Annotated in this window: 23 protein-coding genes and 1 pseudogene; 13 read left to right on the top strand and 11 right to left on the bottom strand. The window is 71.2% G+C overall.

The genetic code is table 11. The features are described from left to right. Positions 1 to 128: 128 nt before the first annotated feature. The 3 genes from groES (at position 129) to QUE38_RS03850 (ending at position 3,046) form a co-directional block, all read left to right on the top strand. Complete coding sequence (gene groES, locus QUE38_RS03860) at positions 129 to 425, top strand: co-chaperone GroES (RefSeq protein ID WP_281884999.1); 297 nt, start codon at positions 129 to 131, stop codon at positions 423 to 425. 102 nt (positions 426 to 527) lie between these two features. After that, the gene (gene rarD / locus QUE38_RS03855; RefSeq protein ID WP_286310301.1) at positions 528 to 1,529 is read left to right on the top strand and encodes an EamA family transporter RarD; all 1,002 of its coding nucleotides are present in this window, start codon (positions 528 to 530) and stop codon (positions 1,527 to 1,529) included. A gap of 209 nt (positions 1,530 to 1,738) precedes the next feature. Continuing rightward, complete coding sequence (locus tag QUE38_RS03850) at positions 1,739 to 3,046, top strand: ABC transporter substrate-binding protein (protein ID WP_286310299.1); 1,308 nt, start codon at positions 1,739 to 1,741, stop codon at positions 3,044 to 3,046. A 198-nt stretch (positions 3,047 to 3,244) separates the two neighbouring features. Here QUE38_RS03850 and QUE38_RS03845 read toward each other — a convergent pair whose 3' ends face one another. Genes QUE38_RS03845 through QUE38_RS03830 form a run of 4 tightly spaced genes read right to left on the bottom strand, consistent with a single transcriptional unit; the run spans position 3,245 to position 7,092 of the window. Continuing rightward, positions 3,245 to 4,015: an ABC transporter ATP-binding protein gene (locus QUE38_RS03845; RefSeq protein WP_433996942.1), complete on the bottom strand. Its 771-nt coding sequence runs from the start codon at positions 4,013 to 4,015 to the stop codon at positions 3,245 to 3,247. Next, positions 4,002 to 4,916: an ABC transporter ATP-binding protein gene (locus QUE38_RS03840; protein ID WP_286310298.1), complete on the bottom strand. Its 915-nt coding sequence runs from the start codon at positions 4,914 to 4,916 to the stop codon at positions 4,002 to 4,004. Before QUE38_RS03840 ends, QUE38_RS03845 begins: the two co-directional genes overlap by 14 nt. Then, entirely contained in the window at positions 4,906 to 5,889 is a 984-nt protein-coding gene (locus QUE38_RS03835) for a branched-chain amino acid ABC transporter permease (protein ID WP_286310296.1), read from the bottom strand. Before QUE38_RS03835 ends, QUE38_RS03840 begins: the two co-directional genes overlap by 11 nt. Before the next feature lie 12 nt (positions 5,890 to 5,901). Beyond that, positions 5,902 to 7,092 carry an ABC transporter permease subunit gene (locus QUE38_RS03830; RefSeq protein WP_350227543.1) on the bottom strand — a complete coding sequence of 397 codons (1,191 nt, stop codon included), beginning with the start codon at positions 7,090 to 7,092 and terminating at the stop codon, positions 5,902 to 5,904. A 371-nt stretch (positions 7,093 to 7,463) separates the two neighbouring features. Here QUE38_RS03830 and guaB point away from each other — a divergent pair, with 371 nt between their 5' ends. From guaB to guaA, 6 genes and pseudogenes are all read left to right on the top strand, one after another. Continuing rightward, positions 7,464 to 8,969, top strand: a complete 1,506-nt coding sequence (gene guaB / locus QUE38_RS03825; protein WP_286310295.1) for an IMP dehydrogenase — start codon at positions 7,464 to 7,466, stop codon at positions 8,967 to 8,969. Between the two features lie 64 nt (positions 8,970 to 9,033). Next, entirely contained in the window at positions 9,034 to 10,158 is a 1,125-nt protein-coding gene (locus tag QUE38_RS03820) for a GuaB3 family IMP dehydrogenase-related protein (RefSeq protein WP_286310294.1), read from the top strand. Positions 10,159 to 10,231: 73 nt separating this feature from the next. Continuing rightward, a complete protein-coding gene (locus QUE38_RS03815) occupies positions 10,232 to 11,962 on the top strand; it encodes a glycerol-3-phosphate dehydrogenase/oxidase (protein WP_286310293.1) in 1,731 nt (576 codons plus the stop codon). 91 nt (positions 11,963 to 12,053) lie between these two features. After that, complete coding sequence (locus tag QUE38_RS03810) at positions 12,054 to 12,854, top strand: SURF1 family cytochrome oxidase biogenesis protein (protein WP_286310292.1); 801 nt, start codon at positions 12,054 to 12,056, stop codon at positions 12,852 to 12,854. Between the two features lie 9 nt (positions 12,855 to 12,863). After that, complete coding sequence (locus tag QUE38_RS03805) at positions 12,864 to 13,316, top strand: DUF3817 domain-containing protein (protein WP_286310291.1); 453 nt, start codon at positions 12,864 to 12,866, stop codon at positions 13,314 to 13,316. 8 nt (positions 13,317 to 13,324) lie between these two features. Then, positions 13,325 to 14,907, top strand: a pseudogene (gene guaA, locus QUE38_RS03800) (glutamine-hydrolyzing GMP synthase). A gap of 12 nt (positions 14,908 to 14,919) precedes the next feature. Here the strand turns inward: guaA and QUE38_RS03795 are convergent. Further along, entirely contained in the window at positions 14,920 to 17,016 is a 2,097-nt protein-coding gene (locus QUE38_RS03795) for a cell wall-binding repeat-containing protein (protein ID WP_286310290.1), read from the bottom strand. 360 nt (positions 17,017 to 17,376) lie between these two features. Between QUE38_RS03795 and QUE38_RS03790 the strand changes: the two genes are divergently transcribed. Further along, on the top strand, positions 17,377 to 17,793 hold the full coding sequence (locus QUE38_RS03790; protein ID WP_286310289.1) for a YciI family protein: 417 nt from the start codon (positions 17,377 to 17,379) through the stop codon (positions 17,791 to 17,793). A gap of 22 nt (positions 17,794 to 17,815) precedes the next feature. After that, positions 17,816 to 19,093 carry an RNA polymerase sigma factor gene (locus QUE38_RS03785; protein ID WP_286310288.1) on the top strand — a complete coding sequence of 426 codons (1,278 nt, stop codon included), beginning with the start codon at positions 17,816 to 17,818 and terminating at the stop codon, positions 19,091 to 19,093. A 66-nt stretch (positions 19,094 to 19,159) separates the two neighbouring features. On the opposite strand, the gene QUE38_RS03780 is transcribed toward QUE38_RS03785, so the two are convergent. Then, on the bottom strand, positions 19,160 to 19,963 hold the full coding sequence (locus QUE38_RS03780) for a Bax inhibitor-1/YccA family protein (RefSeq protein ID WP_286310287.1): 804 nt from the start codon (positions 19,961 to 19,963) through the stop codon (positions 19,160 to 19,162). A 196-nt stretch (positions 19,964 to 20,159) separates the two neighbouring features. Between QUE38_RS03780 and QUE38_RS03775 the strand changes: the two genes are divergently transcribed. Continuing rightward, on the top strand, positions 20,160 to 21,209 hold the full coding sequence (locus QUE38_RS03775; protein WP_286310286.1) for a glycerophosphodiester phosphodiesterase family protein: 1,050 nt from the start codon (positions 20,160 to 20,162) through the stop codon (positions 21,207 to 21,209). A gap of 703 nt (positions 21,210 to 21,912) precedes the next feature. Then, positions 21,913 to 22,242 (top strand): hypothetical protein, encoded by a 330-nt coding sequence (locus tag QUE38_RS03770; RefSeq protein WP_286310285.1) that lies wholly within the window; start codon positions 21,913 to 21,915, stop codon positions 22,240 to 22,242. Positions 22,243 to 22,269: 27 nt separating this feature from the next. On the opposite strand, the gene QUE38_RS03765 is transcribed toward QUE38_RS03770, so the two are convergent. From QUE38_RS03765 to QUE38_RS03745, 5 genes are read right to left on the bottom strand one after another with little or no spacing between them, the layout of a single operon-like run. Then, positions 22,270 to 22,926 (bottom strand): pyridoxine/pyridoxamine 5'-phosphate oxidase, encoded by a 657-nt coding sequence (locus QUE38_RS03765; RefSeq protein ID WP_286310284.1) that lies wholly within the window; start codon positions 22,924 to 22,926, stop codon positions 22,270 to 22,272. A gap of 10 nt (positions 22,927 to 22,936) precedes the next feature. Further along, a complete protein-coding gene (locus QUE38_RS17830; RefSeq protein ID WP_286310283.1) occupies positions 22,937 to 23,233 on the bottom strand; it encodes a creatininase family protein in 297 nt (98 codons plus the stop codon). Further along, the gene (locus tag QUE38_RS17825; protein ID WP_286310282.1) at positions 23,116 to 23,709 is read right to left on the bottom strand and encodes a creatininase family protein; all 594 of its coding nucleotides are present in this window, start codon (positions 23,707 to 23,709) and stop codon (positions 23,116 to 23,118) included. The genes QUE38_RS17830 and QUE38_RS17825 overlap by 118 nt, the downstream gene beginning before the upstream one ends. Then, positions 23,706 to 25,049, bottom strand: coding sequence for an FAD-binding oxidoreductase (locus tag QUE38_RS03750; protein WP_286310281.1), 1,344 nt, complete (start codon positions 25,047 to 25,049; stop codon positions 23,706 to 23,708). Before QUE38_RS03750 ends, QUE38_RS17825 begins: the two co-directional genes overlap by 4 nt. A gap of 14 nt (positions 25,050 to 25,063) precedes the next feature. Further along, a complete protein-coding gene (locus QUE38_RS03745; RefSeq protein WP_286310280.1) occupies positions 25,064 to 25,807 on the bottom strand; it encodes an SDR family NAD(P)-dependent oxidoreductase in 744 nt (247 codons plus the stop codon). Positions 25,808 to 25,822 lie beyond the last annotated feature (15 nt).

Below are 25,822 nucleotides of genomic sequence, written 5' to 3'. Positions count from 1 at the left end.
GCCGCGAGGCATCCGTCGTGCTGTTGGCACTCACGTTGCACGAGTGCCAACAGACCCCTAGACTCGACGTAGCACTCTCAGTCTGCGAGTGCTAAACAGTCTTCGTTTCTTCAAGAAAGAGGTCAAACGTGTCGGTCTCCATCAAGCCGCTCGAGGATCGCATCGTCATCCAGCAGGTCGAGGCGGAGCAGACCACCGCTTCGGGTCTCGTCATCCCGGACACCGCGAAGGAGAAGCCCCAGGAGGGCGAGGTCGTCGCGGTCGGCCCGGGTCGCATCGACGACAACGGCAACCGCGTCCCGCTCGACGTCGCCGTCGGCGACAAGGTGATCTACTCGAAGTACGGCGGAACCGAGGTCAAGTTCGGCGGCCAGGACTACCTGGTGCTCTCGGCCCGCGACGTGCTCGCGGTGGTCGTGCGCTAGTCGCATCCGCAACTCGCGAAGGGCCCGGTCGCATCGCGCGACCGGGCCCTTCGCCGTCTCGGCGGCGGCGGCCGCAGCCCGGATGCGGCGTAGCATCGAGCGGTGACCGACACCTCCCGGCCCGGGGCCCAGGGCCCCGCGGACCCCTCCGCCGCGACCCGCCGGGCGGGATTCGCGTTCGCGTTCACCGCATACGGACTCTGGGGAGTCCTGCCGCTGTACTTCCTGGCGCTCGCGCCCACCGGGCCGTTCGAGATCGTCGCCTGGCGGGTGCTGCTCTCGCTCGTGTTCTGCGCGGTGCTGCTCACCGCGACACGGGCCTGGCGGCCGCTCGTCGCGCTCGCGCGCGACCGCCGGGTGCTGTTGGTGATGGGCGCGGCGGGCGCCCTCATCTACGTCAACTGGCAGACCTACGTCTACGCCACCGCGTCCGACCAGGTCGTCGAGGCGTCGCTCGGCTACTTCATCAACCCGATCGTCACGGTCTTCCTCGGCGTGCTCGTGCTGCGGGAGCGGCTGCGCCCGCTGCAGTGGGTCGCGGTGGCGATCTCGTTCGTCGCGGTGCTCGTGCTCACCTTCGCCCATGGCGGGCTGCCGTGGATCGCCCTCGTGCTCGCGTTCTCGTTCGGCTGCTACGGGCTGATCAAGAAGCGCGTCGGCGGGCGGGTCGACGCGGTCGCGGGACTCACCCTCGAGACCGCGTGGCTCACGCCGCTCGCGATCGTGCAGCTCGTCGTCGTCGCGATGACGTCGGGGCTCACGCTGGGCACCGCGGGGCCCGTGCACGCGCTGCTGCTGCTCTGCGCGGGCGCCGTCACCGCGGTGCCGCTGCTCGCGTTCGCGGCCGGCTCGCGCCGCCTGCCGCTCGTCTCGATGGGGTTCATCCAGTACCTCGCGCCGGTCATCCAGTTCGTCGTGGGCGTGGCCGTGCTGGGCGAACCCATGCCGCTCGAGCGGTGGATCGGGTTCGCGCTCGTGTGGCTCGCCATCGCCGTGCTGCTGGTGGACCTCGCACAGGCCGCAGGACGGGGCAGGGCGGCTCGTAAGGCGCTCGCCGCATCCGAGGACCGGGACGCCCCGGAAGCCCCCGTGGGGCCCGTCTGAGCGGCTCACGATCGTTGCGCGGAATCGACGCCGGAGGGTGGATTCGCGCCGTTCGGGGCCCGTTTGTGACGCCCACGTAACGATTCAGTCGGTGTTACACGGTTGTGATCGCACTGACTTGTTCCCGTCTCACGGGCCTGACTACTGTGAACCCACGGCACCCGTCTGGGTGCCGCACCAACCAGTGTCCTTCAGTCCCTAGGAGCATGATGAGCGTAATCGCGAAGGCTTCGGCCAAGCGCTCGGCTCGCGCGGCCTGGACGGGGATCGCCCTTGCGGGTGTATCCGCGCTCCTCCTCACCGCGTGCAGTTCGGGTGAGACGACCGAGCCCACCGAGTCTGACGAGGCTGCCGCCTCCGGCGACGCCAACCCGATCGAGCCCGGCGAGCGCGACCTCACCCTGAAGATCGGTACGATCCTCCCGCAGTCGGGTGCGCTCGCATTCCTCGGCCCGCCCGAGGAGGCCGGCGTGGCCCTCGCCGCGCAGGAGATCAACGACGCCGACCTCGGCATCACCGTCGACGTCGTCTACCGCGACTCGGGTGACACCACCACCGACACCGCGACCGTCTCGGTGACCGACCTCCTCTCGCAGGACGTCTCGGGCATCGTCGGCGCCGCATCGTCGGGCGTCTCGAAGACCGTCATCGACCAGATCGTCGCCGCGGGCGTCGTGCAGTTCTCGCCGGCCAACACGTCGGCGGACTTCACCGACTACGACGACGACAACCTCTACTGGCGCACCGCTCCGTCGGACACGCTCCAGGGCGAGGTGCTCGGCAACCTGATCGCGTCGGACGGCAACGCCACGCTCGGCATGATCGTGCTGAACGACCCGTACGGCACCGGTCTCGCGGAGTTCACGAAGACCGCGTTCGAGGCCGCCGGCGGCGAGGTCGTCGCCGAGGAGCTCTTCAACGAGGGCGACTCGAACTTCGACTCGCAGATCGCGGGCGTCACCGCAGCCAACCCGGACGCGATCGCGCTGATCACGTTCGACCAGGCGAAGATCGTCACGCCGGCGCTCGTCGGCGAGGGCTTCCCCGGTGACAAGCTGTACTTCGTCGACGGCAACCTGGCCGACTACAGCGCGGACTTCGCGCCGGGTCTGGTCGAGGGCGCCAAGGGCACCCTGCCCGGTCTCGACGTGAGCACGCTCGGTGACTTCACCGACCAGCTGCTCGAGATCGACGACTCGCTGACCGACTACAGCTACGCGGCCGAGTCGTACGACGCGGTCATCCTCCTGGCGCTCGCGGCCTACGCCGCGAACAGCACCGACGGCGCCGACATCGCCGAGTACCTCCAGCAGGTCTCGGGCGGCATCGCCGACGTGGGCGAGAAGGTCACGACCTTCGCCGACGGCGCTGCGCTCCTCGCCGAGGGTGAGCAGATCGACTACGACGGTCCGTCGGGCCCGGTCACCTTCGACGAGAACGGTGACCCGACCGAGGCGACCATCGGCATCTTCCAGTACAACGCCGACGGCACGTACGAGCGCATCGGCGACGGATAGTCTCCGCCGCTGACGCTCCTCGGAGCGACGCGTAGGCGAAGGGCCCCGGCTTCGGCCGGGGCCCTTCGTCGTGCCCCACGAGGCGCACATCGTGCCCGGGACGCACTCACTGAGGTTCGCGGGACGCACGCACACGAAGAGCGGGGCGGATGCCACCGGCATCCGCCCCGCTCTCGTGGACGTGTCTGGGGAGTCGCGCTACTCGTCCTGGCCCAGCGTGCCGAGGTAGAGGCCGATGACCTTGGGGTCGTTCAGCAGCTCGCGGCCGGTGCCGGTGTAGGCGTCGTGGCCCTGGTCGAGCACGTAGCCGCGGTCGCAGATCTGCAGGCAGCGTCGGGCGTTCTGCTCGACCATGATGGTGGTGACGCCGGCGCGGTTGATCTCCTTGACGCGCAGGAACGCCTCGTCCTGGCGCACGGGGGAGAGGCCGGCCGACGGCTCGTCGAGCAGCAGCACGTGCGGGCCCATCATGAGGGCGCGCGACATGGCGACCATCTGGCGCTCGCCGCCCGAGAGCGACCCCGCGCGCTGCGAGAGCCGCTTGCCGAGCTCGGGGAAGATGTCGACCACGAACTCGAGGCGGTGCTTCAGATCCTTGGGGCGCTGGTAGACGCCCATCTCGAGGTTCTCCTGGATGGTCAGCGTCGGGAAGACGTTGTTCGTCTGGGGGACGAACCCGACGCCCTTGGCGACGAGCTTGTTCGCCTTCAGGTTCGTGATCTCGTCGCCCCGCAGGTAGATGCCGCCCTCGCGGACCTTCACGAGCCCGAAGATCGACTTCAGCAGCGTCGACTTGCCGGCGCCGTTCGGGCCGATGATGCCGATGAGCTCGCCGTCGCGGGCCTGGAGCGAACAGTCGTTGAGGATGTTCACGCCGGGCAGGTAACCGGCGGTGACTCCCCGCACGTCGACCACCATCTCGCGCTCCGGCTCTGCGACCTGCGTCGTGCTCGGTTCACTGTTCGTCATCGATGAGCTCCTTCATCGCCGTGACGTGCTCGGTCTCGGTGTCGCCGAGATCGCTGTCGTGGTGGCTGCCCAGGTAGGCGTCGATCACCGCGGGGTTCTGCATGACCTCGTGCGGGTCGCCCTCGGCGACGACGCGGCCCTCGGCCATGACGATCACCCAGTCGGCGATGTGGCGCACCATGTGCATGTCGTGCTCGACGAAGAGCACGGTCATGCCCTCGGCCTTGAGGTCGAGGATGTGGTCGAGCAGCGACTGCGTCAGCGCCGGGTTCACGCCCGCCATCGGCTCGTCGAGCATGACGAGCGTGGGGTCGCTCATGAGCGCCCGGGCCATCTCGAGCAGCTTCCGCTGGCCGCCGGAGAGGCTGGCCGCGTAGTCGTCCTTCTTCGTGTCGAGCTTGAACCGCGTGAGCAGGTCCATCGCCTTGTCCTCGTTCGCCTGCTCCTCGCCGCGCCAGAGGAACGGCAGGAGGGCGCGGAAGAAGTTCTCACCCGACTGGCCCTTCGCGCCGAGCTTCATGTTGTCCATGACGGTCAGCAGGCCGAGCGACTTGGTCAGCTGGAAGGTGCGGATGAGGCCCATGCGCGCGACCCGGTAGGCCGGGACGTGCGCGAGGGGCCGGCCGTCGAACTCCCAGGTGCCCGTGTCGGGCCGGTCGAAGCCCGTGAGCAGGTTGAAGAACGTCGTCTTGCCGGCACCGTTCGGGCCGATGAGCGCGGTGATGGCGTTGCGCGGGATCTCGACGTGGTCGACGTCGACCGCGGTGAGGCCGCCGAACGTGCGCTTGACGTGGTCGGCGACGAGGATCGGATCGACCTTCTTCACGCCCGGCGCGGGATCGCCGACGTGCAGCCCGGTCGTCTTCTCGGGCGTCTTCGAGGGAACGCTGTCACTTGACAAAGGCCAACTCCTTCTTGTTGCCGAGTATGCCCTGTGGCATGAACACGACTATCAGGATGATCGCCACGCCCACGAGGATGAACCGGAGCTGCCCGGCCTGCACCTGGGTCATGAACGGGAACCACCCGGCCGCCACCGCACGGGCGACGAAGCCCGAGAAGAACGACAGCAGCACCCAGAACACCATCGAGCCGACGATGGGCCCGAGGATGGTGGCCGCGCCGCCCAGCAGCAGGATGGCGTAGATGAAGAACGTCAGCGTCGGCTGGAAGTAGCTCGGCACGACGGCGCGCGGGAACACGAAGAGCATGCCCGCCAGGGTGCCGAAGACGCCGCCGAGGATGAGGCTCTGCATCTTGTACGAGTAGACGTTCTTGCCGAGCGAGCGCACGGCGTCCTCGTCCTCGCGGATGCCCTTGATCACGCGGCCCCAGGGGCTGCGCATGAGCATCCAGGTGAGCAGCGCGCACAGCGCCACGACCACCCACGCGATCATGAGGAAGAACCACGTGCGGTCGCTGAAGTTCCAGGGTCCGAATCCGTACGACCCGTCGGGCAGCGGGTTCAGCGCCTCGAGGTCGCGCTGGAACGCCGAGAGGCCGCTCGCGGAGCCCGTGAAGGCGTCGAACTCGTTGGTCGTGAACAGCAGTCGCACGATCTCGGCGGCCGCGATGGTCACGATCGCCAGGTAGTCGGCGCGCAGTCGCAGGGTCGGGATACCGAGGATCAGCGCGAAGACGACGGATGCTCCGATGCCGATGAGCACGCACGCCCAGATCGGGAGTCCGAAGCGCAGCGCCGACAGCGCGTAGCCGTACGCGCCGATCGCCATGAAGCCGGCCTGTCCGAAGTTCAGCAGGCCCGTGTAGCCGAAGTGGATGGCGAGGCCCAGTGCCGCGAGCGCGTACGCCGCGGTGGTCGGGCTGATGAATTCGATTGCGGCATTGCCGAAGATCGCTCCCCAGTCGAGCATGTCAGGCCCCTCCTATCCGATTCTCTCTCGACGGCCCAGGATGCCCTGTGGCCGGAACAGCAGCACGAGGATCAGCACCACGAGCGCGCCGACGTACTTCAGGTCGCTCGGCAGCCAGAGCGTCGACAGCTCGACGAACAGGCCGACGATGAGCGAGCCGACGAGCGCGCCGAACGCTGTGCCGAGGCCGCCGAGCGTGACGGCCGCGAAGATCAGCAGCAGCAGCTGGAAGCCCATGTCCCAGCTGACGCCCGGACGGTAGTAGGCGAAGAGGATGCCGCTGATGCCGGCGAGCAGCGCGCCGAGCACCCAGACGATCCGGATGACGCCGTCGACGTCGATGCCGCTGGCCGAGGCGAGGCTCGGGTTGTCCGACACCGCGCGGGTGGCCTTGCCGATGCGCGTTCGCGTCAGGAAGTACCCGAATGCGAGCAGCGCGACGATGCTCACGCCCATGCTCAGCACGTCGATCCAGGACAGCGAGATCGGCCCGAGGATGATCGTCGGCGGGATCGTCGCTCCCGGCAGCTGCTGGGTGGTGCCGCCGTAGAAGAACTGGAAGGTGTACCGCATCGCCAGCGACAGACCGATCGACACGATCATCAATGGGACGATCGCGACGCCGCGGCGCCTGAGGGGTTTCCACAGGCCGGCATCCAGCACCCAGCCGAGTGCGGCGCTCAGCACCACTGCCATGATGATCGCGAGCCAGACCGGCCAGCCCACGTAGACGGAGAAGGTCAGCATCATCAGCGCGCCGAACGTGACCATCTCCGCGTGCGCGAAGTTCGACAGTCCGGTCGTGCCGAAGATGAGGGAGAGGCCGATCGACGCGAGCGCGAGCAGCAGGCCGAAGTTGAGGCCGGTCACCGCCCGGTCGAGCACCTGGCTCCAGATGTTCTGCGTGACGCGCTGGCCCTCGCCGAGGAAGAAGTTGACCGAGGCGTTGCTGGTCTGGCCGAACTCGGCCTCGCGCGTGGCGCCGCCCTCGGCCACGACGACGCCCTCGGGCAGGGTCTCCTCGTCGAGCGTGACGGTGTAGACCACCTTCTCGGGGACGCCCACCTCCCAGCGGCCGTCGGCGTCGGTCTGCACGGTCGAGCTGAACCCGCCCGGGCCCTCGATCGTGATCACGACGTCGGGGAGCGGCTCGCCCTCGAACTGGACGTTGCCGCGGAAGAAGAGGGTGTAGTCCTCCTCCACCTCCTCGACCAGGTCGTCCTGGCTCTCCTCCGCGGAAGCGGGGCGGGCGCCATCACGACCAGCGTGAGGGCGGCGAAGAGTATGCCGAGTATGGCCAGTATTCGACCGGACCAGGGTCTGGTGACTGACAGAGTCGGTTCCACTGCACCTCCATGGGGACCCGCGTGCCGGTGGCCGGTCGGGTCCGGTCCTGACTGCCGGCTGCGATGACGACAGTACGTGCCGATTATGTCCTAAGTGTTTCGATCGGACGGCACTGGTGCCCGATTGTTATCGGGGAATGGGGCGGCCGCAAACTCGCTTACCATGGGTATACTCGCGCGCCCACGACGCTCGCGGGTCCCCATCTCAGGCGCTCGCGGAAGGACCACATGGACGAGCAGGCCGATCCGTTCGGTTTCACGGGACTCACCTACGACGACGTGCTGCTGCTCCCCGGGCAGACCGACGTCATCCCGAGCGAGGCGGACACGACCTCGCGTCTCACCCGCCGGATCGAGGTGGCGACCCCGCTGCTCTCGTCGGCCATGGACACCGTGACCGAGCAGCGCATGGCCATCGCCATGGCACGCGAGGGCGGCATCGGCATCCTGCACCGCAACCTGTCCATCGAGGATCAGGCGCAGCAGGTCGACCAGGTCAAGCGCTCCGAGTCAGGCATGATCACGAACCCCGTCACCACGCATCCCGAGGCGACGGTCGCCGAGGTCGACGCGATGTGCGGCCGCTACCGCGTCTCGGGCCTGCCTGTGATCGACGACGACGGCATCCTCGTCGGCATCATCACCAACCGCGACATGCGCTTCGTCTCCGACTTCGAGAAGCCCTCGACGAAGGTGCGCGACGTCATGACGAAGGCGCCGCTCGTGACCGGCCGGGTCGGCATCGACCCCGACGACGCGGTCGCGATCTTCGCCCAGCACAAGATCGAGAAGCTGCCGCTGATCGACGCGGACGGGCGTCTCACGGGCCTCATCACGGTCAAGGACTTCGACAAGTCGGAGAAGTACCCGCACGCCACGAAGGACGCCGAGGGGCGCCTGCGCGTCGGTGCCGCGATCGGCTTCTTCGGCGACGCCTGGGAGCGCGCCGGCACGTTGCGCGACGCCGGCGTGGACGTCCTCGTCGTCGACACGGCCAACGGCCAGAGCCGCGGCGTGCTCGAGATCATCGCCAAGCTGAAGGCCGACCCGGCCTTCGCCGACATCGACGTGATCGGCGGCAACGTCGCCACGCGCGCGGGCGCGCAGGCGATCATCGACGCGGGTGCGGACGCCGTGAAGGTCGGCGTCGGCCCGGGCTCGATCTGCACCACGCGCGTCGTCGCGGGCGTGGGCGTGCCGCAGGTCACGGCCGTCTACGAGGCATCCCTCGCCGCCCGGCAGGCGGGCGTGCCGCTCATCGCCGACGGCGGCCTGCAGTACTCGGGCGACATCGCGAAGGCGCTCGTCGCCGGCGCCGACACCGTCATGCTCGGCTCGCTGCTCGCGGGCACCGCCGAGAGCCCGGGCGAGCTCATCTTCGTCAACGGCAAGCAGTTCAAGCAGTACCGCGGCATGGGTTCGCTGGGTGCCCTGCAGACCCGGGGCGAGAAGACCTCGTACTCGAAGGACCGCTACTTCCAGGCCGACGTGCCGAACGACGACAAGCTGATCCCCGAGGGCATCGAGGGGCAGGTGCCGTACCGCGGCCCGCTCTCGGCCGTCGCGTACCAGCTCGTCGGCGGGCTCCGGCAGTCGATGTTCTACGTCGGCGCGCGCACCATCCCCGAGCTCAAGGCGCAGGGCAAGTTCGTGCGCATCACGCCGGCCGGGCTCAAGGAGTCGCACCCCCACGACGTGCAGATCGTCGTGGAGGCGCCGAACTACCGCAAGTAGCGCGCGGGGCGGCGACCGGCCGCGCCTCGGCGGCCGCGTCGCACCCGTTCGCTAGGGTTGATCCGTGACTCAGGAGATCGAGATCGGCCGCGCCAAGCGCGGCCGCCGGGTGTACGCGTTCGACGACGTCGCGATCGTGCCGAGCCGACGCACGCGCAACCCCGAGGACGTCTCCGTCTCGTGGACGATCGACGCGTACCAGTTCGACATCCCCATCCTCGCGGCGCCGATGGACTCGGTCGTCTCACCGACGACGGCGATCATGATCGGCCAGCTCGGCGGGCTCGGCGTGCTCGACCTCGAGGGCCTGTGGACCCGCTACGAGGACCCGCAGCCGCTCCTGGCCGAGATCCGCTCGCTGCCGCCCGAGACGGCGACGGCGCGGATGCAGCAGATCTACTCCGAGCCCATCAAGCCCGAGCTCGTGACGGCGCGGCTGGCCGAGATCCGCGCCGCGGGCGTGACGGTCGCCGGCGCGCTCTCGCCGCAGCGCACGCAGGAGCTGTACGAGACCGTGGTCGCCGCCGGCGTCGACCTCTTCGTGATCCGCGGCACGACCGTCTCGGCCGAGCACGTGTCGAAGGGCGACGAGCCGCTGAACCTGAAGAAGTTCATCTACGAGCTCGACGTGCCCGTCATCGTCGGCGGCGCGGCGACCTACACCGCCGCGCTGCACCTCATGCGCACGGGCGCCGCGGGCGTGCTCGTCGGCTTCGGCGGCGGCGCGGCCTCGACCACGCGTGCCGCGCTCGGCATCCACGCGCCCATGGCGACCGCGGTCGCCGACGTGGCGGGTGCGCGGCGGGACTACCTCGACGAGTCGGGCGGCCGGTACGTGCACGTCATCGCCGACGGCGGCCTCGGCCACTCGGGCGACATCGTGAAGGCGATCGCGTGCGGCGCCGACGCCGTGATGCTGGGGTCGACCCTGGCGCGGGCGACGGATGCCCCGGGCGGAGGCTTCCACTGGGGCGCCGAGGCGCACCACGCGAAGCTGCCGCGCGGCAAGCGCGTGCACGTGGGGCAGATCGCGCCGCTCGAGGAGGTGCTCTACGGCCCCGCCACGGCGGCCGAGGGCACGGCGAACCTCATCGGCGCCCTGCGCAAGTCGATGGCGACGACCGGCTACTCCGACCTGAAGGAGTTCCAGCGGGTCGAGGTGGTCGCGGCGCCGTACGGCCTGCAGTGAGCCACTCGCCCCGCCGCTGAGCGAACCCCGCGAGTCCGGGCCCGGCGTCCTCCGGGCCGACTAGCGTAGGGGCATGGGGGATCGCAGGACCGTCACGAGGTCGAACCGGCTGGGGCCGGCGGAGCGGGAAGCGGCGCTGGAGCGCCTGCGCGCGAAGGAGGTCGACGTCCTCGTCATCGGCGGGGGCATCGTCGGCACCGGGGCGGCGCTCGACGCGGTCACGCGTGGTCTCAGCGTCGGCCTGCTGGAGGCGAGGGATTGGGCCTCGGGCACGTCCAGCCGATCGTCGAAGCTCGTGCACGGGGGCATCCGGTACCTCGAGCAGCTCGACTTCCGGCTCGTGCGCGAGGCACTCATCGAACGCGGCCTGCTGCTGCAACGGCTCGCCCCGCACCTCGTCAAGCCCGTGCGGTTCCTGTACCCGCTCACGCGTCCGGTGCTCGAGCGGTTCTACGTCGGCGCGGGCATGCTGCTCTACGACCTCTTCAGCTACTCGGGCGGTCGTGCGCCCGGGGTGCCGCACCACCGCCACCTCTCGAAGCGGCAGGTGCAGAAGTCGATGCCGTCGCTCGCGCGCGACGCGCTCATCGGCGGCATCACCTACTACGACGCGCAGGTCGACGACGCCCGCTACGTCGCCTCGCTCGCGCGCACGGCCTCGTTCTACGGCGCGCACGTCGCGAGCCGGGTGAAGGTGATCGGGTTCCTCAAGGTGGGGGAGCGCGTGGTGGGCGTGCGGGCGCGCGACCTGCAGACCTCCGAGGAGTTCGAGGTGCGCGCCCGGCAGGTCGTGAACGCGACGGGCGTCTGGACCGACGACACGCAGCGCATGGTCGGCGAGCGCGGGCGCTTCAAGGTGCGCGCGTCGAAGGGCATCCACCTGGTCGTGCCGCGCGACCGCTTCCAGTCGACCATGGGACTGCTGCTGCGCACCGAGAAGAGCGTGCTGTTCGTCATCCCGTGGGGCCGGCACTGGCTCATCGGCACGACCGACACCGACTGGAACCTCGACAAGGCGCATCCGGCCGCGACCGCCGCGGACATCGACTACCTGCTCGAGCGCGTCAACCAGGTGCTGTCGGTGCCGCTCACTCGCGCCGACGTCGAGGGCGTGTTCGCCGGGCTGCGTCCGCTGCTCGCGGGCGAGTCCGACGAGACCTCGAAGCTCTCGCGCGAGCACCTCGTGGCGCACACGGTGCCCGGGCTCGTCGTGATCGCGGGGGGCAAGTGGACCACGTACCGGGTCATGGCCAAGGACGCGATCGACGCGGCCGCCGACGCGCTCGACGGCCGGGTGCCGCCGTCGACGACCGAGGACATCCCGCTGCTCGGCGCCGAGGGCTACCAGGCGGCGTGGAACAAGCGCGGCAAGATCGCCCGGGCGTTCGGCGTGCACAAGGTGCGCGTCGAGCACCTGCTGAACCGGTACGGCACCCTCACCGACGAGCTCCTCGACCTGATCCGCGACGACCCCGAGCTCGTCGAGCCGCTGCCCGGTGCCGACGACTACATCGGCGCCGAGGTCGTCTACGCGGCCTCGCACGAGGGCGCGCTGCACCTCGACGACGTGCTGGCCCGGCGGACGCGCATCTCGATCGAGGCGTGGGACCGGGGCGTCTCCGCGGCACCGGTCGCCGCGAAGCTCATGGGCCGCGTGCTCGGCTGGGACGCCGCGCGCGAGCAGCTGGAGGTCGACCGCTACCTGGAGCGGGTCGCCGCCGAGGTCGCGTCGCAGGAACAGCCCGACGACGCGTCGGCCGACCGGGTGCGGCTCGAGGCACCCGACATCGTCAGCGCCGACTGAACCGGCAGCGCCGACCGACCCGGCAGCGCCGACTGACCCGGCAGCGCACCAGCGCGGACTCACAGCCGGCCGCGGGTAGACTCTCCGGCTGATGCTCCGGATGATGCTGCGCCCCCAGTGGCTGCTCGCGCTGCTGCTCGCGCTGGGCATCGCCGCCGCCTTCGCCCTGCTCGGCCAGTGGCAGATCGAGCGGGCGGTCGAGCAGGGCGCGGTCGTCGAGCGCCCCACCGAGGACGTGCAGCCGCTGGCCGACGTGGCCGAGCCCGACGGGCCGACCACCCAAGCGTCGACCGGGCAGATGGTCGCGTTCGACGCCGATGTCGTCGCGGGCGACACGGTGCTGCTCGAGGGGCGGCTGCACGAGGGCGAGGCGGGCTACTGGGTCGTCGCGCACGCCGAGGTGGCGGCCGACGGCACCCCGGGCGGCATCCCGCTCGCGCTGGGCTGGGCGCCCGACGAGGAGACCGCGTCCGCCGTGGCGGCCGAGGTGGATGCCGGCGGCTACGACCCCGGCCGCATCGAGGGCCGGTTCGTGCCCACCGAGGCGCCCGAACTGCCCGACGAGGACGGCGACCCGTTCGCGATGTCGACGCTCGCGGTCGCGCAGCTCGTGAACGTGTGGGCCGACTACGACGATCGCCCGGCGTACTTCGCGTACGTGATCGTGCCCGACGCGGCATCCGCTCTCGGCCTCACCGAGATCGCCGCGCCGGCGCCCGAGCTGGAGCGCGAGCTGAACTGGCTGAACGTGTTCTACGCGCTCGAGTGGGCGGTGTTCGCGGGCTTCGCGATCTACCTCTGGTACCGGCTCGTGCGCGACGCGGTCGAGCGCGAGCGCGAGGAGGCCGAGCCGGGCGCGGACACGGCCGATTCCGAGGCGCCGCCCGCGTAGAATCGACGCATGCCCCTCGAGCCGAAGTCCGCTGATCTGCCGCGCATCCGCGGCGCGCTCCGCTTCTACCAGGTCTGCTCGGTCATCACCGGCGTGCTGCTGCTCGCGCTCGTCGGCGAGATGATCATGAAGTACGGGTTCGGACTCGAGCTCGAGCTCGCCGGCCCGCAGGGCTTCCTGGCGTTCGTGCCGGGCGACTCGGTGACCGCGGTGAACCTCTCCACCGGCATCCTCATGGTGCACGGCTGGTTCTACGTGGTCTACCTGTTCAGCGACTTCCGGCTGTGGAGCCTTATGCGCTGGCCGTTCTGGAAGTTCCTGCTCATCGCCTCGGGCGGCATCGTGCCGTTCCTGTCGTTCTTCCTCGAGGCCCGAGTCGGCCGCGAGGTCACCGCCTACCTCGCCGGGCGCGAGGCGCGCGACGCCGCACCCGCCACGGAGCCGACGGGGGCCAACGCGTGAGCGAGGAGCTGGAGGGCGCGGGCACCGCGCAGCGGCCGGTGCTCGTCGTCGACTTCGGCGCGCAGTACGCGCAGCTGATCGCACGGCGCGTGCGCGAGGCATCCGTCTACTCGGAGATCGTGCCGCACACCATCACGGCCGAGGAGGTCGCCGCGAAGAACCCGGTGGGCATCGTGCTCTCGGGGGCCCGAGCTCGGTGTACGCCGAGGGTGCGCCGTCGCTCGACGAGGGCATCCTGCAGCTCGGGGTACCGACGCTCGGCATCTGCTACGGCTTCCAGGTCATGGCCAAGCAGCTCGGCGGCGAGGTCGCGCGCACGGGCCACCGCGAGTACGGCTCGACGCCGGTCACCGCGCGCACCGACGACGGCAACGCGCTGCTCTCGGGCCAGCCCGAGCACCAGACGGTGTGGATGAGCCACGGCGACTCGGTCGCCGTCGCACCCGCCGGCTTCGACGTGCTCGCCTCGACCGAGTCGACGCCGGTCGCCGCGTTCGCGAGCGACGAGCTGGGCTTCTACGGCGTGCAGTGGCACCCCGAGGTGAAGCACTCCGAGCACGGGCAGAAGGTCATCGAGAACTTCCTGCACCGTGCCGCCGGCATTCCGGACGACTGGAACGCCGACAACGTCATCGCCGAGCAGGTCGAGCGCATCCGCGCCCAGGTCGGCTCCGCCCAGGTGATCTGCGGGCTCTCCGGCGGGGTCGACTCGGCCGTCGCGGCCGCGCTCGTGCACGAGGCCGTGGGCGACCAGCTCACCTGCGTCTTCGTCGACCACGGGCTGCTCCGCAAGGACGAGCGGCGCCAGGTCGAGGAGGACTACGCGAAGTCGACCGGCGTGCGCATCGTCACGGTGGACGCGTCGGAGCGGTTCCTCGGCGCGCTCGCCGGGGTCAGCGACCCCGAGCAGAAGCGCAAGATCATCGGTCGCGAGTTCATCCGCACGTTCGAGCAGGCCGAGCGCGACCTGGTGGCAGAGGCGGCGGATGCCGGTGAGCCGATCCGGTTCCTCGTGCAGGGCACGCTCTACCCCGACGTCGTCGAGTCGGGCGGCGGCTCGGGCACCGCGAACATCAAGAGCCACCACAACGTGGGCGGACTGCCGGAGGACCTGCAGTTCGAGCTCGTCGAGCCGCTGCGCACCCTGTTCAAGGACGAGGTGCGCGCGATCGGCCGCGAGCTGGGGCTGCCCGAGGTCATCGTCGGCCGTCAGCCGTTCCCGGGCCCGGGCCTCGGCATCCGCATCGTCGGCGAGGTCACGGCCGAGCGGCTCGCGATCCTGCGCGAGGCCGACGCGATCGTGCGCACGGAGCTGTCGGCCGCCGGCCTCGACGCCGAGATCTGGCAGTGCCCCGTCGTGCTACTGGCCGACGTGCGCTCGGTCGGCGTGCAGGGCGACGGGCGCACCTACGGGCATCCGATCGTGCTGCGTCCCGTCTCGAGCGAGGACGCCATGACCGCGGACTGGACCCGCGTGCCCTACGACGTGCTCGCGAAGATCTCGAACCGCATCACCAACGAGGTGCCCGACGTCAACCGCGTCACGGTCGACATCACGTCGAAGCCGCCCGGCACCATCGAGTGGGAGTAGTCGCCCGGGACATCAGTCGCCGTGGATCTCGGCGAGCAGGTCCGTGAGCGTGCGACCGACGTCGTCGCTGACCGTCGCCGGCCCTCCGACGATGAAGACCTCGTCGGGCGCGCACCGTCGGATCCATTCCTCGGTCGTTGCGGGGAGCCTCCCGCGCGACGTGAGGAGGATCGGCGCGAGCGGGGAACGCGTGACCGGAGCGATCGACAGCGCGTCCGGGAAGCTCGTTCCGCTGGCGACGTATGCGACCGCGACGCTCGAAGGGCATGTGGATACCTTCAGCCGGTCGGCGATGATCGTCGAGGTCTCGTAGCGGTTCTCGCCGGCGAGCACACCGATGCAGGGCGGGGAGGCGAACTCTCGGAGTTCGTCCCAGAGGTCCACGACCGCGGGTCCGCCGAGGACCGTGATGCAGCCCGGGCGCAGGCGCCGGAGTTCGTCCGCGACGGACGTCGGGATGGAGTCGCGCTTCACCAGCAGGATCGGTCCGGTCTTCGTCCACCTCACGGTGAGTGGTGCCGCCGAGAGTGCGTCGGGGAAGCTCGTTCCGCTGGCGACATACGCGACGGGTACTCCGGGCTCGTAGGTGGCGCGGGAGATGGCGGCGGACGTCTCGAAGCGGTCGGCGCCCGCCAACCGGGTGACGCCCCCGGGAGCGAGGTCCGCGAGGGCTGACTCCACGGATGCTCCGACGGAGGCCTCGCCGCCGAGCACGACGATTCGCTCGGGCGCGAGTCGGTCGATCTCCGACGCCGTCACCGACGGGAGGGAGTCCCGCTTGGTCAGGAGGACGGGCGCATCAACAAGCAGCGCCGGTGCGGCCGCCGACAACGAGTCGGGGAACTTCGTCCCGCTCGCAACGTACACGACCGGTACTCCAGGGGAGAAGAACGTGGATGAGATCGTCGCCGAGGTCTCGTAGCGGTCGTCACCGGAGAGGCGCTGGACTCGGGGATCGTCGACGGTGAGGCTCGGGGAGTTGTCCGCGAACGTGGCGTACCCCGGAGCGCTGGCGAACACGCGGACGCGCAACAAGCGTCCGGCATGTTCGGGACCGGGGACGAACTCGGCGTCCGTGGCGCCCGGAATGGGTTGGCTGGACACGTACCACTGATACGAGAACTCGACGCCGGGCGTGGGTGAGGAGAACTCCACCCGAGCGGCCGCGCCGACTCGTGGCCACTCGACGAACCGCGGCTCGGACATGGACGCGCGCTCCGGCCAGAGTACCGTGTCGAACTGGACGTGTTCGCCGTCGGACACCTCGAACAGCTCCGCGTCGGCACGCTCTGGCATCCCACCGAACCACTGGCTGACGTGCCCCGCAGAGGATGCCCCGAAGACCGCGGTGTAGGTGCCGGGACGCACATCGCGGAAGATGTAGCCCTCCCCGGGGAGGAAGATATTCGTCTCGGGCGAGCTCCACCTGGTCTCCTCGTCCAAGTAGATCGAGGCGCTCCCCTCCAGCGGCTCACCGGTGTGATCGAGGAGCAGTCCGCTGATCGTTGCTCCCCGAGACAGCACGACGTCCGCCCCGGCGTACGACTCATCCGGCGCGAGTGTGAGCGGCTCCGCGCGCGACTCCGTGTATGCGTCGTTCCACCACTCGCCGAGGTACTCGGACTCCTCCGGTGGGATGAACTCGATGACGTGGTCCCCGTGCCACAGCCCGGTGACCTCGTAGCGCCCATCGTCGTCCGTGTAGTTGGAGGAGCCGAACCCGTCCCCTTCGATGAAGACGCCGGGGATGCCCTCTCCGTCGATGTTCGTGACGACTCCCGAGATCGAGGCGCCGGTCGACACCTCCACGTCGAGCAGGACCTCTCCACTCTCGGGGATCTCGAGGATGGTCGCTTCATCCGCAGTCCGCGCGTCACCGAGCCACTCGGTGACATACGGCTCGGCGCACCAGGTGCCGGTGCACCGGAACTCGAACGTCACCGAGGTCCCGGCCTGGGCGGTGAATCGGAACTGACCGGATGCGTCCGTGTACGTCTCCGAGTATCGGTAGAGACTTCCGGTCGACGAACGGACCCCGTATCGCACCACCATCATGTCGGCCACGGGTGCCCCGTCGGCCTGCGAGACCGTTCCGACGATGTCGACCATGACGGGATCGACCTCCTCCGCCACGACCGGTGGGGCGGCGAGGGCCCCGAGGGCGAGCACTGCTGCCAAGGCGAAGGTCGTCGTTCTCGACGGCATGGGGATTCCGTTCGGTTGCACCGTCGGCCACTCCGAGCCGAAGCGGCGTCACCCCCTGCGCAGTGGCGGTCCGACCGGACAGCGACGGCGGGAGGAGAATCGATCCTATGCGTCCGGTTCGGAAGCGAGGAACGCTCATCCACATCGCTGTGTGCGCGTGGGAGATCGTCAGATTTCCGCGCCGCGATGTCGATCCGGCGGCTTCCCGTTCGACGTCTGGAGTGAGAGGGTCGAGAACGCGACCCCTGACACGGAGGTAGAACGATGAAGTACATGCTGATCATGCGGGCCGACGAGCGTGCGGTCGAGGCGTACCAGGACATGCCGTTCGACGAGGTGATCGCGCGCATGGGCGCCTACAACGAGCAGCTCATGAAGGCCGGCGTGATGGTCGGCGGCGAGGGCCTCTCCGAGGCGGACGAGGGGTTCGTGGTCGACTTCGACGGCGAGGAGCCGCTCGTGACCGACGGCCCGTACGGCGAGGTGAAGGAGCTGTTCAACGGGTTCTGGATCCTCGAGGTGTCTTCCAAGGAGGAGGCCGCGGAGTGGGCGAAGCGCTGCCCGCTCGGCCCCGGGTCGAAGCTCGAGGTGCGCCGCGTGACCGGGCCAGAGGACTTCCCGGCCGACAACGAGTGGATCCGGAAGGAAGAGGGCTGGCGCGAGGAGCTCGGCACGAAGTGACCGGGCCCGAGCGAGCACGGCCATGACGGATGCGACGACGCGCCGCCCGCCCGACGAGGCGGCGGCGCGTCGGGCCGTCGCCGCGGTCTGGCGCATCGAATCGGCGCATGTCGTCGCGACGCTCACGCGCATGTCGGGCGACTTCGACCTCGCCGAGGAGATGGCGCAGGAGGCGCTCGTCGAGGCGCTCGAGCAGTGGCCGCGCACCGGAGTGCCGCGCAACGGCGGGGCGTGGCTCACGACGACCGCGAAGCGGCGCCTGATCGACACCTGGCGCCGGCGCGAGCGGCTCGACGAGCGGTACCGGGCGCTCGCCCGCGACCTCGAGCAGGCGACGGATGCCCCGGGCTACGACCCCGACCGCATCGACGACGACGTGCTGCGGCTCGTGTTCACCGCGTGCCACCCGGTGCTCTCGCGCGAGGCGCGCGTCGCGCTCACGCTCCGGGTGGTCGGCGGCCTCACGACCGAGGAGATCGCGCGGGCGTTCGTGGTGCCGGTCGCGACCGTGCAGCAGCGCATCGTGCGCGCCAAGAAGACGCTCGGTGCCGCGCACGTGCCGTTCGCGGTGCCCGAGCGCGACGAGTTCGCGGAGCGGCTCGGGTCGGTGCTCGGCGTGCTGTACCTGATCTTCAACGAGGGGCATTCGGCGAGCTCGGGCGAGGAGCTGCTGCGGCCGGAGCTCGGCCGGGAGGCGCTTCGTCTCGCCCGCATGGTCGCCGAGCTCGTGCCCGCGGAGCCCGAGGCGCACGGGCTCGTCGCGCTGATGGAGTTCACCGCCGCCCGGTTCCCGGCGCGCGTGGCGGCCGACGGCACGCCTGTGCTGCTCGCCGACCAGGACCGGAGCCGGTGGGACCACGGCGCGATCGCACGCGGACGCGCCGCGCTGGCGCGCGCCGACGCGACCGGCCGCGGCCGCGGCGCGTACGGGCTGCAGGCCGCGATCGCCGAGTGCCACGACGTCGCGGCGTCGGTCGACGACACCGACTGGGCGCGCATCGTGCTGCTCTACGAGGCGCTCGGCCGCATCGCCCCGTCGCCGATCGTCGAGCTGAACCGGGCGGTCGCGGTGTCGATGGCGGAGGGGCCCGCGACGGCGCTGCGGATGGTCGACGCCCTCGCGGCATCCGGTGCCCTGCGCACCACGCACCTGCTGCCGAGCGTGCGCGGCGAGTTGCTCGCGCGGCTCGGTCGGGGCGACGAGGCGCGGGCCGAGTTCCTCGACGCGGCCGCGCGCTGCGGCAACGAGCGCGAACGCGCGGTGCTCGAGCGCAAGGCGGCGGACGCGGTCACCGCCTGAGACGACGAACGGGCCGCCCCGGAGGACGGCCCGTTCGAGATCGATCAGCCTCGCGGCATCCGCTCGCTAGTCGCGTGCGATGGCGAAGATGCGCAGCAGCTCGAGGTATAGCCAGATGACCGTGACCATGATGCCGAAGGCGCCCGACCAGGCGAAGGCCTTGGGGGCGCGGTTGCGCACGCCGCGCTGGATGAAGTCGAAGTCGAGCACGAGCGAGTAGCCCGCCATGATGACGATGAGCGGTGCGAGCACGAGGCCCAGCGGGATGCCGAAGATCTCCACGCCGCTGCGCAGGCCCCAGGGGTCGTCGGAGACGCCGAAGATCATGAGGCCGACGTTGATCAGCGAGAAGAGCACGTAGCCGATCATCGCGACGAGGAAGACCTTGGTCGCGCGCTTCGAGGCGCGGATCTTGCCCGATGCGAACAGCGCGAGCGTGACGCCCACGACCGCGAGGGTCGCGATGACGGCCTGCGCGACGATGCCCGGGTACATCGCCTCGTAGAACGCGGAGATGCCGCCGACGAACACGCCCTGCGCGGCCGAGTAGGCGAGCACGAGGCCGCCCGAGGGCTGCTTCTTGAAGATGTTGACGAGGGCGAGCACGAAGCCGACGATGCCGGCGCCGATCCAGAGGAACGGGATGGTGTCGACCGTGAGCCAGCCGACTGCCGCGCCGACCAGCAGCACGCCGAACGCGACCGAGGACTTCGCGATCGTGTCCTCCATGGTCATCGGCTCCTCGACGGGGGCCGACGGGCGGTTGTACATCTCGTGCAGGTCCTGTGCGGAGGCGTTCTGCGCCGCCGCGAGCTGGCCCTGCCCGGTCGTGAAGGCCTCGTTGCGGAAGGCCGGGTTGTTCATCGCCATCAGGTCTGGTGTCCTCTGCGTTCGCTGGGGAAGGGGGCGGGCCGTCGTCGCGGACGTCCCTGACCATCGAATCTACCGGAGAGCGGTGTCCGACGGGCGGGGGAGCACCCCGAATCCGGCGGATTCACGGGATGTTCGCCGCGGGCGGAGCCCGTGCGCGTTCCCGTCGCGGCCGCGCGCGCCTACGCTTGCTCGCATGGCGTCAGGTCACGGCTCGGCCCCGCTCGTGATCGGTCACCGTGGCGCGAGCGGGTACCGACCCGAGCACACGGCAGCCGCGTACGCGCTGGCGGTCGCCCTCGGCGCCGACGCGGTCGAGCCCGACCTGGTCGCGACCCGCGACGGCGTGCTCGTCGTGCGGCACGAGAACGAGATCTCGGGCACCACGGATGTCGCGAGCCGGCCCGAGTTCGCCGCTCGACGCACCACGCGCGAGATCGACGGTCGTCGGGTCGCGGGCTGGTTCACCGAGGACTTCACCTGGGCCGAGCTCGCCACGCTCCGCGCCCGCGAGCGGATGCCGAAGACGCGTCCGCAGGGCGCGAGCTTCGACGGCCGGTTCCCGCTGCTGCGCCTGCGCGACCTGCTCGCGCTGCTCGATCACGAGTCCGAGCGCTTCGGCCGCGAGGTCGGGCTGGTCGCCGAGTTCAAGCACGCGAGCCACTTCGCCGAGGCCGGGCTCCCGCTCGACGAGCTGTTCGCCGACGAGCTCGGCGACGCCGGCTGGGCCGACCGCGGCGGCCTCGTCTGCGAGGCCTTCGAGCTGGACGTGCTCGACCGGCTGACCCGCCGGGGCGTCGCGGGCCGGCGGGTCTTCCTGCTCGAGGCATCCGGAGCCCCCGCCGACCTCGTGCGCGCGCTCGGGCAGGCGGCGCCGCGCTTCGATGTGTTCGCCACGCACGACGGGCTCGCCGGGCTCGCCGGCCGCGTGCACGGCGTGAGCGTCGACACCGGCCGGCTCGTGGGCCGGGGGCAGGGGGCGGATGCCTCGCCCGGCGCACCGCTCGCCGGGGCCGGGCTCGTGGACGCCGCGCACGGCCACGGGCTCGACGTGTTCGCCTGGACCCTGCGACCCGAGAACCGGTTCCTGCCGCAGGGGTTCCGGCGCGGGAGCGCGAAGTCGGCCTGGGGCGACTGGCTCGGCGCGTTCACGCGCGTCCTCGAGACGGGCGTCGACGGGGTCTTCGCCGACCACCCCGACCTGGCCGCGGACGCGCGAAACACGATGGACACGACCCCCGGCTAGCCTTCGGACTCGTGGGGTGTCCGAAGCTGATGGAGTACGGCCCGTGCGGCGGGGTGGGAGCCGACGGGAGCTGCGAGGCGGGGTCGTTCCCGTGCGCCTTCCTCGACCGGGAGACGCGGCCGTGGGAGGGCGTCGACGGCGTGCACCCGGTGCCGCCCGGGCCGCGCACGTCGGCCGCGGAGGCGACGATGCAACGGCTCGCGGCGGGCCGGCTCGTGGTGGCCGACCTGCCCGCGCGGGCGGCCGACGAGCACGCACTCGCCGCGTGCGCGTCGATCCTGTCGGGCCGCGTCGACGCGGTGCTCGCGGGCGACTCGCCGGACGCGCGCGTGCAGTACCCGCCGAGCCTGCGCGCCGTGCTGCTCGGCCGGCAGGGCATCGCGGTGTGGTCGGGCGTGAACTGCCGCGATCGCAACCGGGTCGCGCTGGAGGGCGAGGTCGCGGGGCTCGCGGTCGCGGGCGCCGCCGCGGTGCACTGCGTGACGGGCGATCACACGAGCGCCGGGCACCGCCCCGACGCCATGCCCGTGTTCGACCTCGACGGGGTCGAGCTGGCGGCGGTGGCGCGCGGCGCGGGCCACCTCGTGTCGGTGGCCGAGGCGCCGGCGGCGCCGCCCGTCGGCGATCGGGTCGCGCGCTTGCGCGTCAAGGAGGCGGCGGGCGCGGATGTCTGCTTCATCGACCACTGCGGCGGCACCGCCCCGTGCGCCGGTTCGTGCGCGCCGCGCAGGACGCCGGTTCGGAGTTGCGCTTCATCGCGTGCGTGCCGGTCGTCTTCGACGTCGAGAGCGCGAGTGCGCTCGACGCCTTCCCGGGCCTCGTGCTGCCGGCAGGATTCATGCAGGGCATCGCCGGCGCGCCCGACCCGCGTCGAGCGGGCATCGACGCCGCGATCGCGCTCGCCGAGGAACTGCTCGAGATCGACGGGGTCGACGGCATCGACCTGTCGGGTGGCTCGGGCCCGGGCGGCGAGCTGGCGTTCGCGGAGGCGGTCGCCGAGGTGGCCGACGGCATCACGGGCGTCGCGGCCTGAGCGCCGCGCTCGCCCAGCGGCATCCGCTCAGCCCGGCAGTCGTGCCGCCGTCCACCCACCGGAGGCGTCCCGCGTGTACTCGACCCGATTGCTCGGGCCCTCGAGGTCGCCGCGCCAGAACGTGAGGCGGTGCGGGCGCACCCGGTAGCCGACCCAGTGCGGCGGCGGGTCGAGCTCGCCGTCGGGGTGCTCGGCCGCGAACGCCTCCCAGCGTGCGACGCGCTCGGCACGCGGCAGCTGCGCGAGCTCGGACGAGTTCATCCACGCGAGCAGCTGGAGGTACCGCGATCGGGCGCGGAACACGGCGGCGGCCTCCTCGGCCGGCACCTGCACGGCGTCGCCCGCGATCGTGAGCTGTCGGGCGTGCTCGACCCAGGCGACCACGATCGAGACCCGCCCGTCGGCCGCGAGCTCGCGCGCCTTGCGGGTGCGCGCGTCGGTGTGGAACGTGATGCCGCGCTCGTCGTGGTCGCTGAGCAGCACGCTGCGCGAGTCCGGGTAGCCGTCGGCACCGATGGTCGTGAGCGTCATCAGGGGGCGCAGCTCGTCGTCGTTGGCGGGCAGCCACGCGGCGAGCAGCTCCATCGGGTCGGCGAGCACCTCGTCGGGGTGCTCCTGGTCGTGACCGAAGCGGTTGGTGCTCGTGATGATGACGGGCGGCAACGCCGGGTCGTCGTGGTGCATGGTTCCTCTCCTACCGGGCGGCGCGGAAGCGCGCCACCTCGCCGAGTGCGCGGGCGGCCTGGTCGAGGGATGCCTCGAACAGCGCCGCGCCGTGCGCCGCGTTGGCCCGGGTCGGGTCGCCGATCACGCCGCCCGTGCCGAAGTCGTCGCTCAACCAGCCGAACGTGACCGGGGTACCAGCGAACCCGATCATCGGGGTGTCGAGCAGGTGCTCGGGCACGGCGCGTTCCGCAGCCGACAGGTCGACCAGATCGGGCCGCAGGTGCAGCAGGAGCGAGGTCTCGCCGTGCCCGCCGTGGATGCCCATGCCGAGCTCGTCGCCGCCCTCGTCGCCGTCGCCGGGGGCACTCGGATGCCGGTGAGGAACGTCTGCAGCCCGAACCGCCGACGCAGCTCGCGCAGCGCGACGCCGAGCGGGGCCACGTTGCCGCCGTGGCCGTTGAGGAACACCACGCGCCGCGCGGGCGTCGCCGCGATCGAGCGGCCGAGGTCGACGAGCGTGGCGTGGAACGTCTCGGCCGACAGCCACATCGTGCCCGCGGCCCAGGCGTGCTCGTCGGACTTCGTGTACGCCAGCGACGGCAGCAGCCACGCGTCGACGCCCGCCGCCGCGGCGCGCTCGACCGCGGCGGCCGCGACCGCCTCGGCCATGATGCGGTCGGTCGCGAGCGGCAGGTGCGGCCCGTGGTGCTCGATCGCGCCGGTCGGCACGACGACCATGGAATCGGCGGTGAGGTGCTCGGCGACCCACGGGCCGCTGCGCTCGTCGAGACGACGGCTCACGCCGACGCCTTGCCGTACATGAGCGGGTTCGTCGCGGCATCCGCCTCGGGCAGCTTGCCGGGGTTCAGGATGCCCGCCGGGTCGGTCACCGCCTTGCGCGCCCTGGTCTCCTCGACGCGGACGTCGACGAACCACTGGTGCGGGTTGTGCGTGTGCACGCCGAGCTCGCCGAGCGCGGCCATGCCCGCGAGCACGGTCTCCTCGCTCTCGTAGCGGCCCGCGAGCATGCCGATCGGGCGGCCCTTCTGGGCCTCGGCGTGCAGCATCGCGCCGGTGTACACCCGGTGCACCTCGTCGATGCGGTCGATGAGCGCCATGCCGCCGACCTCGACGTGGAAGTACTCGCCCGGGTACGCCTTCTGCAGCCACTCGATCGGGTGGTTGTACGAGATCATGCTGAGCCGCATGACCTCCTTGGCGCCCTCGGTCACCAGTTCGACCCGCCCGCCCGCGGCCTCCACGAGCTCGGTCGCGGCGGCGACGGATGCCTCGTCGAGGATGCCGCGCAGGCTCACCCGCCCGGCCGGGATGCCGGGGTTCGACGGCAGCGCGTCGGCGAGCGTCGGCAGGTCGGTCGAGACCAGTCGGGGCGTCGGCTCGAGGTCTGCGAACGGCATGAGGAGGCCGAGCGCCGCCGGGAACGCGTCGGCGTCGAAGCTCGCGTAGAACGCGCGCCACGGCTGCAGCGGCTCGAGCGCGACCGTGGCGCGGGCGATGATGCCCGCCGTGCCGTAGTTGTGCAGGTACTCCTGCGCCTCGTCGCCCGTCACGTGGTGCAGGCCGGTGCCGTCGGCGTGCACGACGTCGAGCGCGATCACGAAGGGTCCGCCGGCGATGACGCCGTGGGCGATGGACCCGGTGCCGCCGGAGCCGCCCGAGAGGAAGCCGCCCAGGGTCGACTGGGCGGTCGACGGGTACATGAGCAGCTGCTGCCCCGCCGCCCACGCCGCGTTCTCGATCTGCGCCATGACCGCGCCGCCCTCGGCGGTGACGAAGCCGTCGCCCACCTCGACGATCGCGCGGGCGCGGCTCAGGTCGAGCACGAGGCCGTCCGACATCGGGATGCCCTGGCCGTAGTTGCCGGTGCCCTTGCCGCGCGGGGTCACGGGCACGCCGTGCCGGGCGGCGGCCTGCACGACGAGCGCCACCTGCTCGGCGTTCGCGGGGTATGCGACCAGGTCGGCGAGCCCGAGCGGCAGCTTGGCGCTGACGACAGGGGAGAGCGCGCAGCCGTCGACCGACGCCCGCTCGCGGGTCGCGCGGTCGACGCTCACCCCGCGTGCGCCGAGCAGTTCGGTGAGCTCCGCGACGAGGGCGGTCGGGTCGGGGGTCGTGGACATGCGTGGATCTCCGTTCAGTGCATGATCATGCCGCCGGTGACGTTGATGGCCTGCCCGGTGAGGTAGGCCCCGTCGTCGGAGGCGAGGAAGAGCGCGGCGCCGGCGACGTCGGCGGGGTCGCCGAGCCGGCCGAGCGGGGAGCGGGCCGACCAGCGTGCGACGTCGTCATCGGTGCGGGTGGCGGCGCCCATGTCGGTGAGGATGTAGCCCGGGCACAGCGCGTTCGCGGTGATGCCGTGCGGGCCGAGTTCGAGGGCGGTCGCGCGGGTCAGCGCGACCACGGCCGCCTTGGACGCGGCGTAGGCGGCCTCGTTCGCGCCGCCGGACTTCGCGGCCATGCTCGCGAGGTTGACGATGCGGCCGGCGCCGGCGGGGACCATGACGGCGGCGGCCGCCTGGGTCGTGGAGAGCATGGACCGGGCGTTGACGCGCTGCACGAGGTCCCACTCGTCGGGGGTGATCTCGAGCAGGGGGCCGAGCCGCAGGATGCCGGCGTTGTTCACCAGCACGTCGAGGCCACCGAGGGCAGCGGATGCCTCGTGCACCGCCGCACGGGCGGCGTCGTGGTCGGCCAGGTCGACCCCGAAGGCGCGTGCGCCGATCTCGGCGGCGGTCGCTTCGGCGGCATCCGCATCGAGGTCGAGCACCGCGACCGACGCCCCCTCGGCGGCGAACCGCTCGGCGATCGCGCGACCGATGCCGCGCGCGGCTCCGGTGACGATCGCCCGGCGACCCTCGAGGCGACGTGCTGCGGTCATGGTGCGCTCCAGATG

Origin of the sequence: Agromyces mangrovi, assembly GCF_030296695.1 — a bacterium.
GTDB classification, from domain to species: Bacteria; Actinomycetota; Actinomycetes; order Actinomycetales; family Microbacteriaceae; genus Agromyces; species Agromyces mangrovi.
The sequence above is the reverse complement of the archived record's forward strand: the minus strand, read 5'-3'. Positions and strand labels throughout refer to the sequence as shown.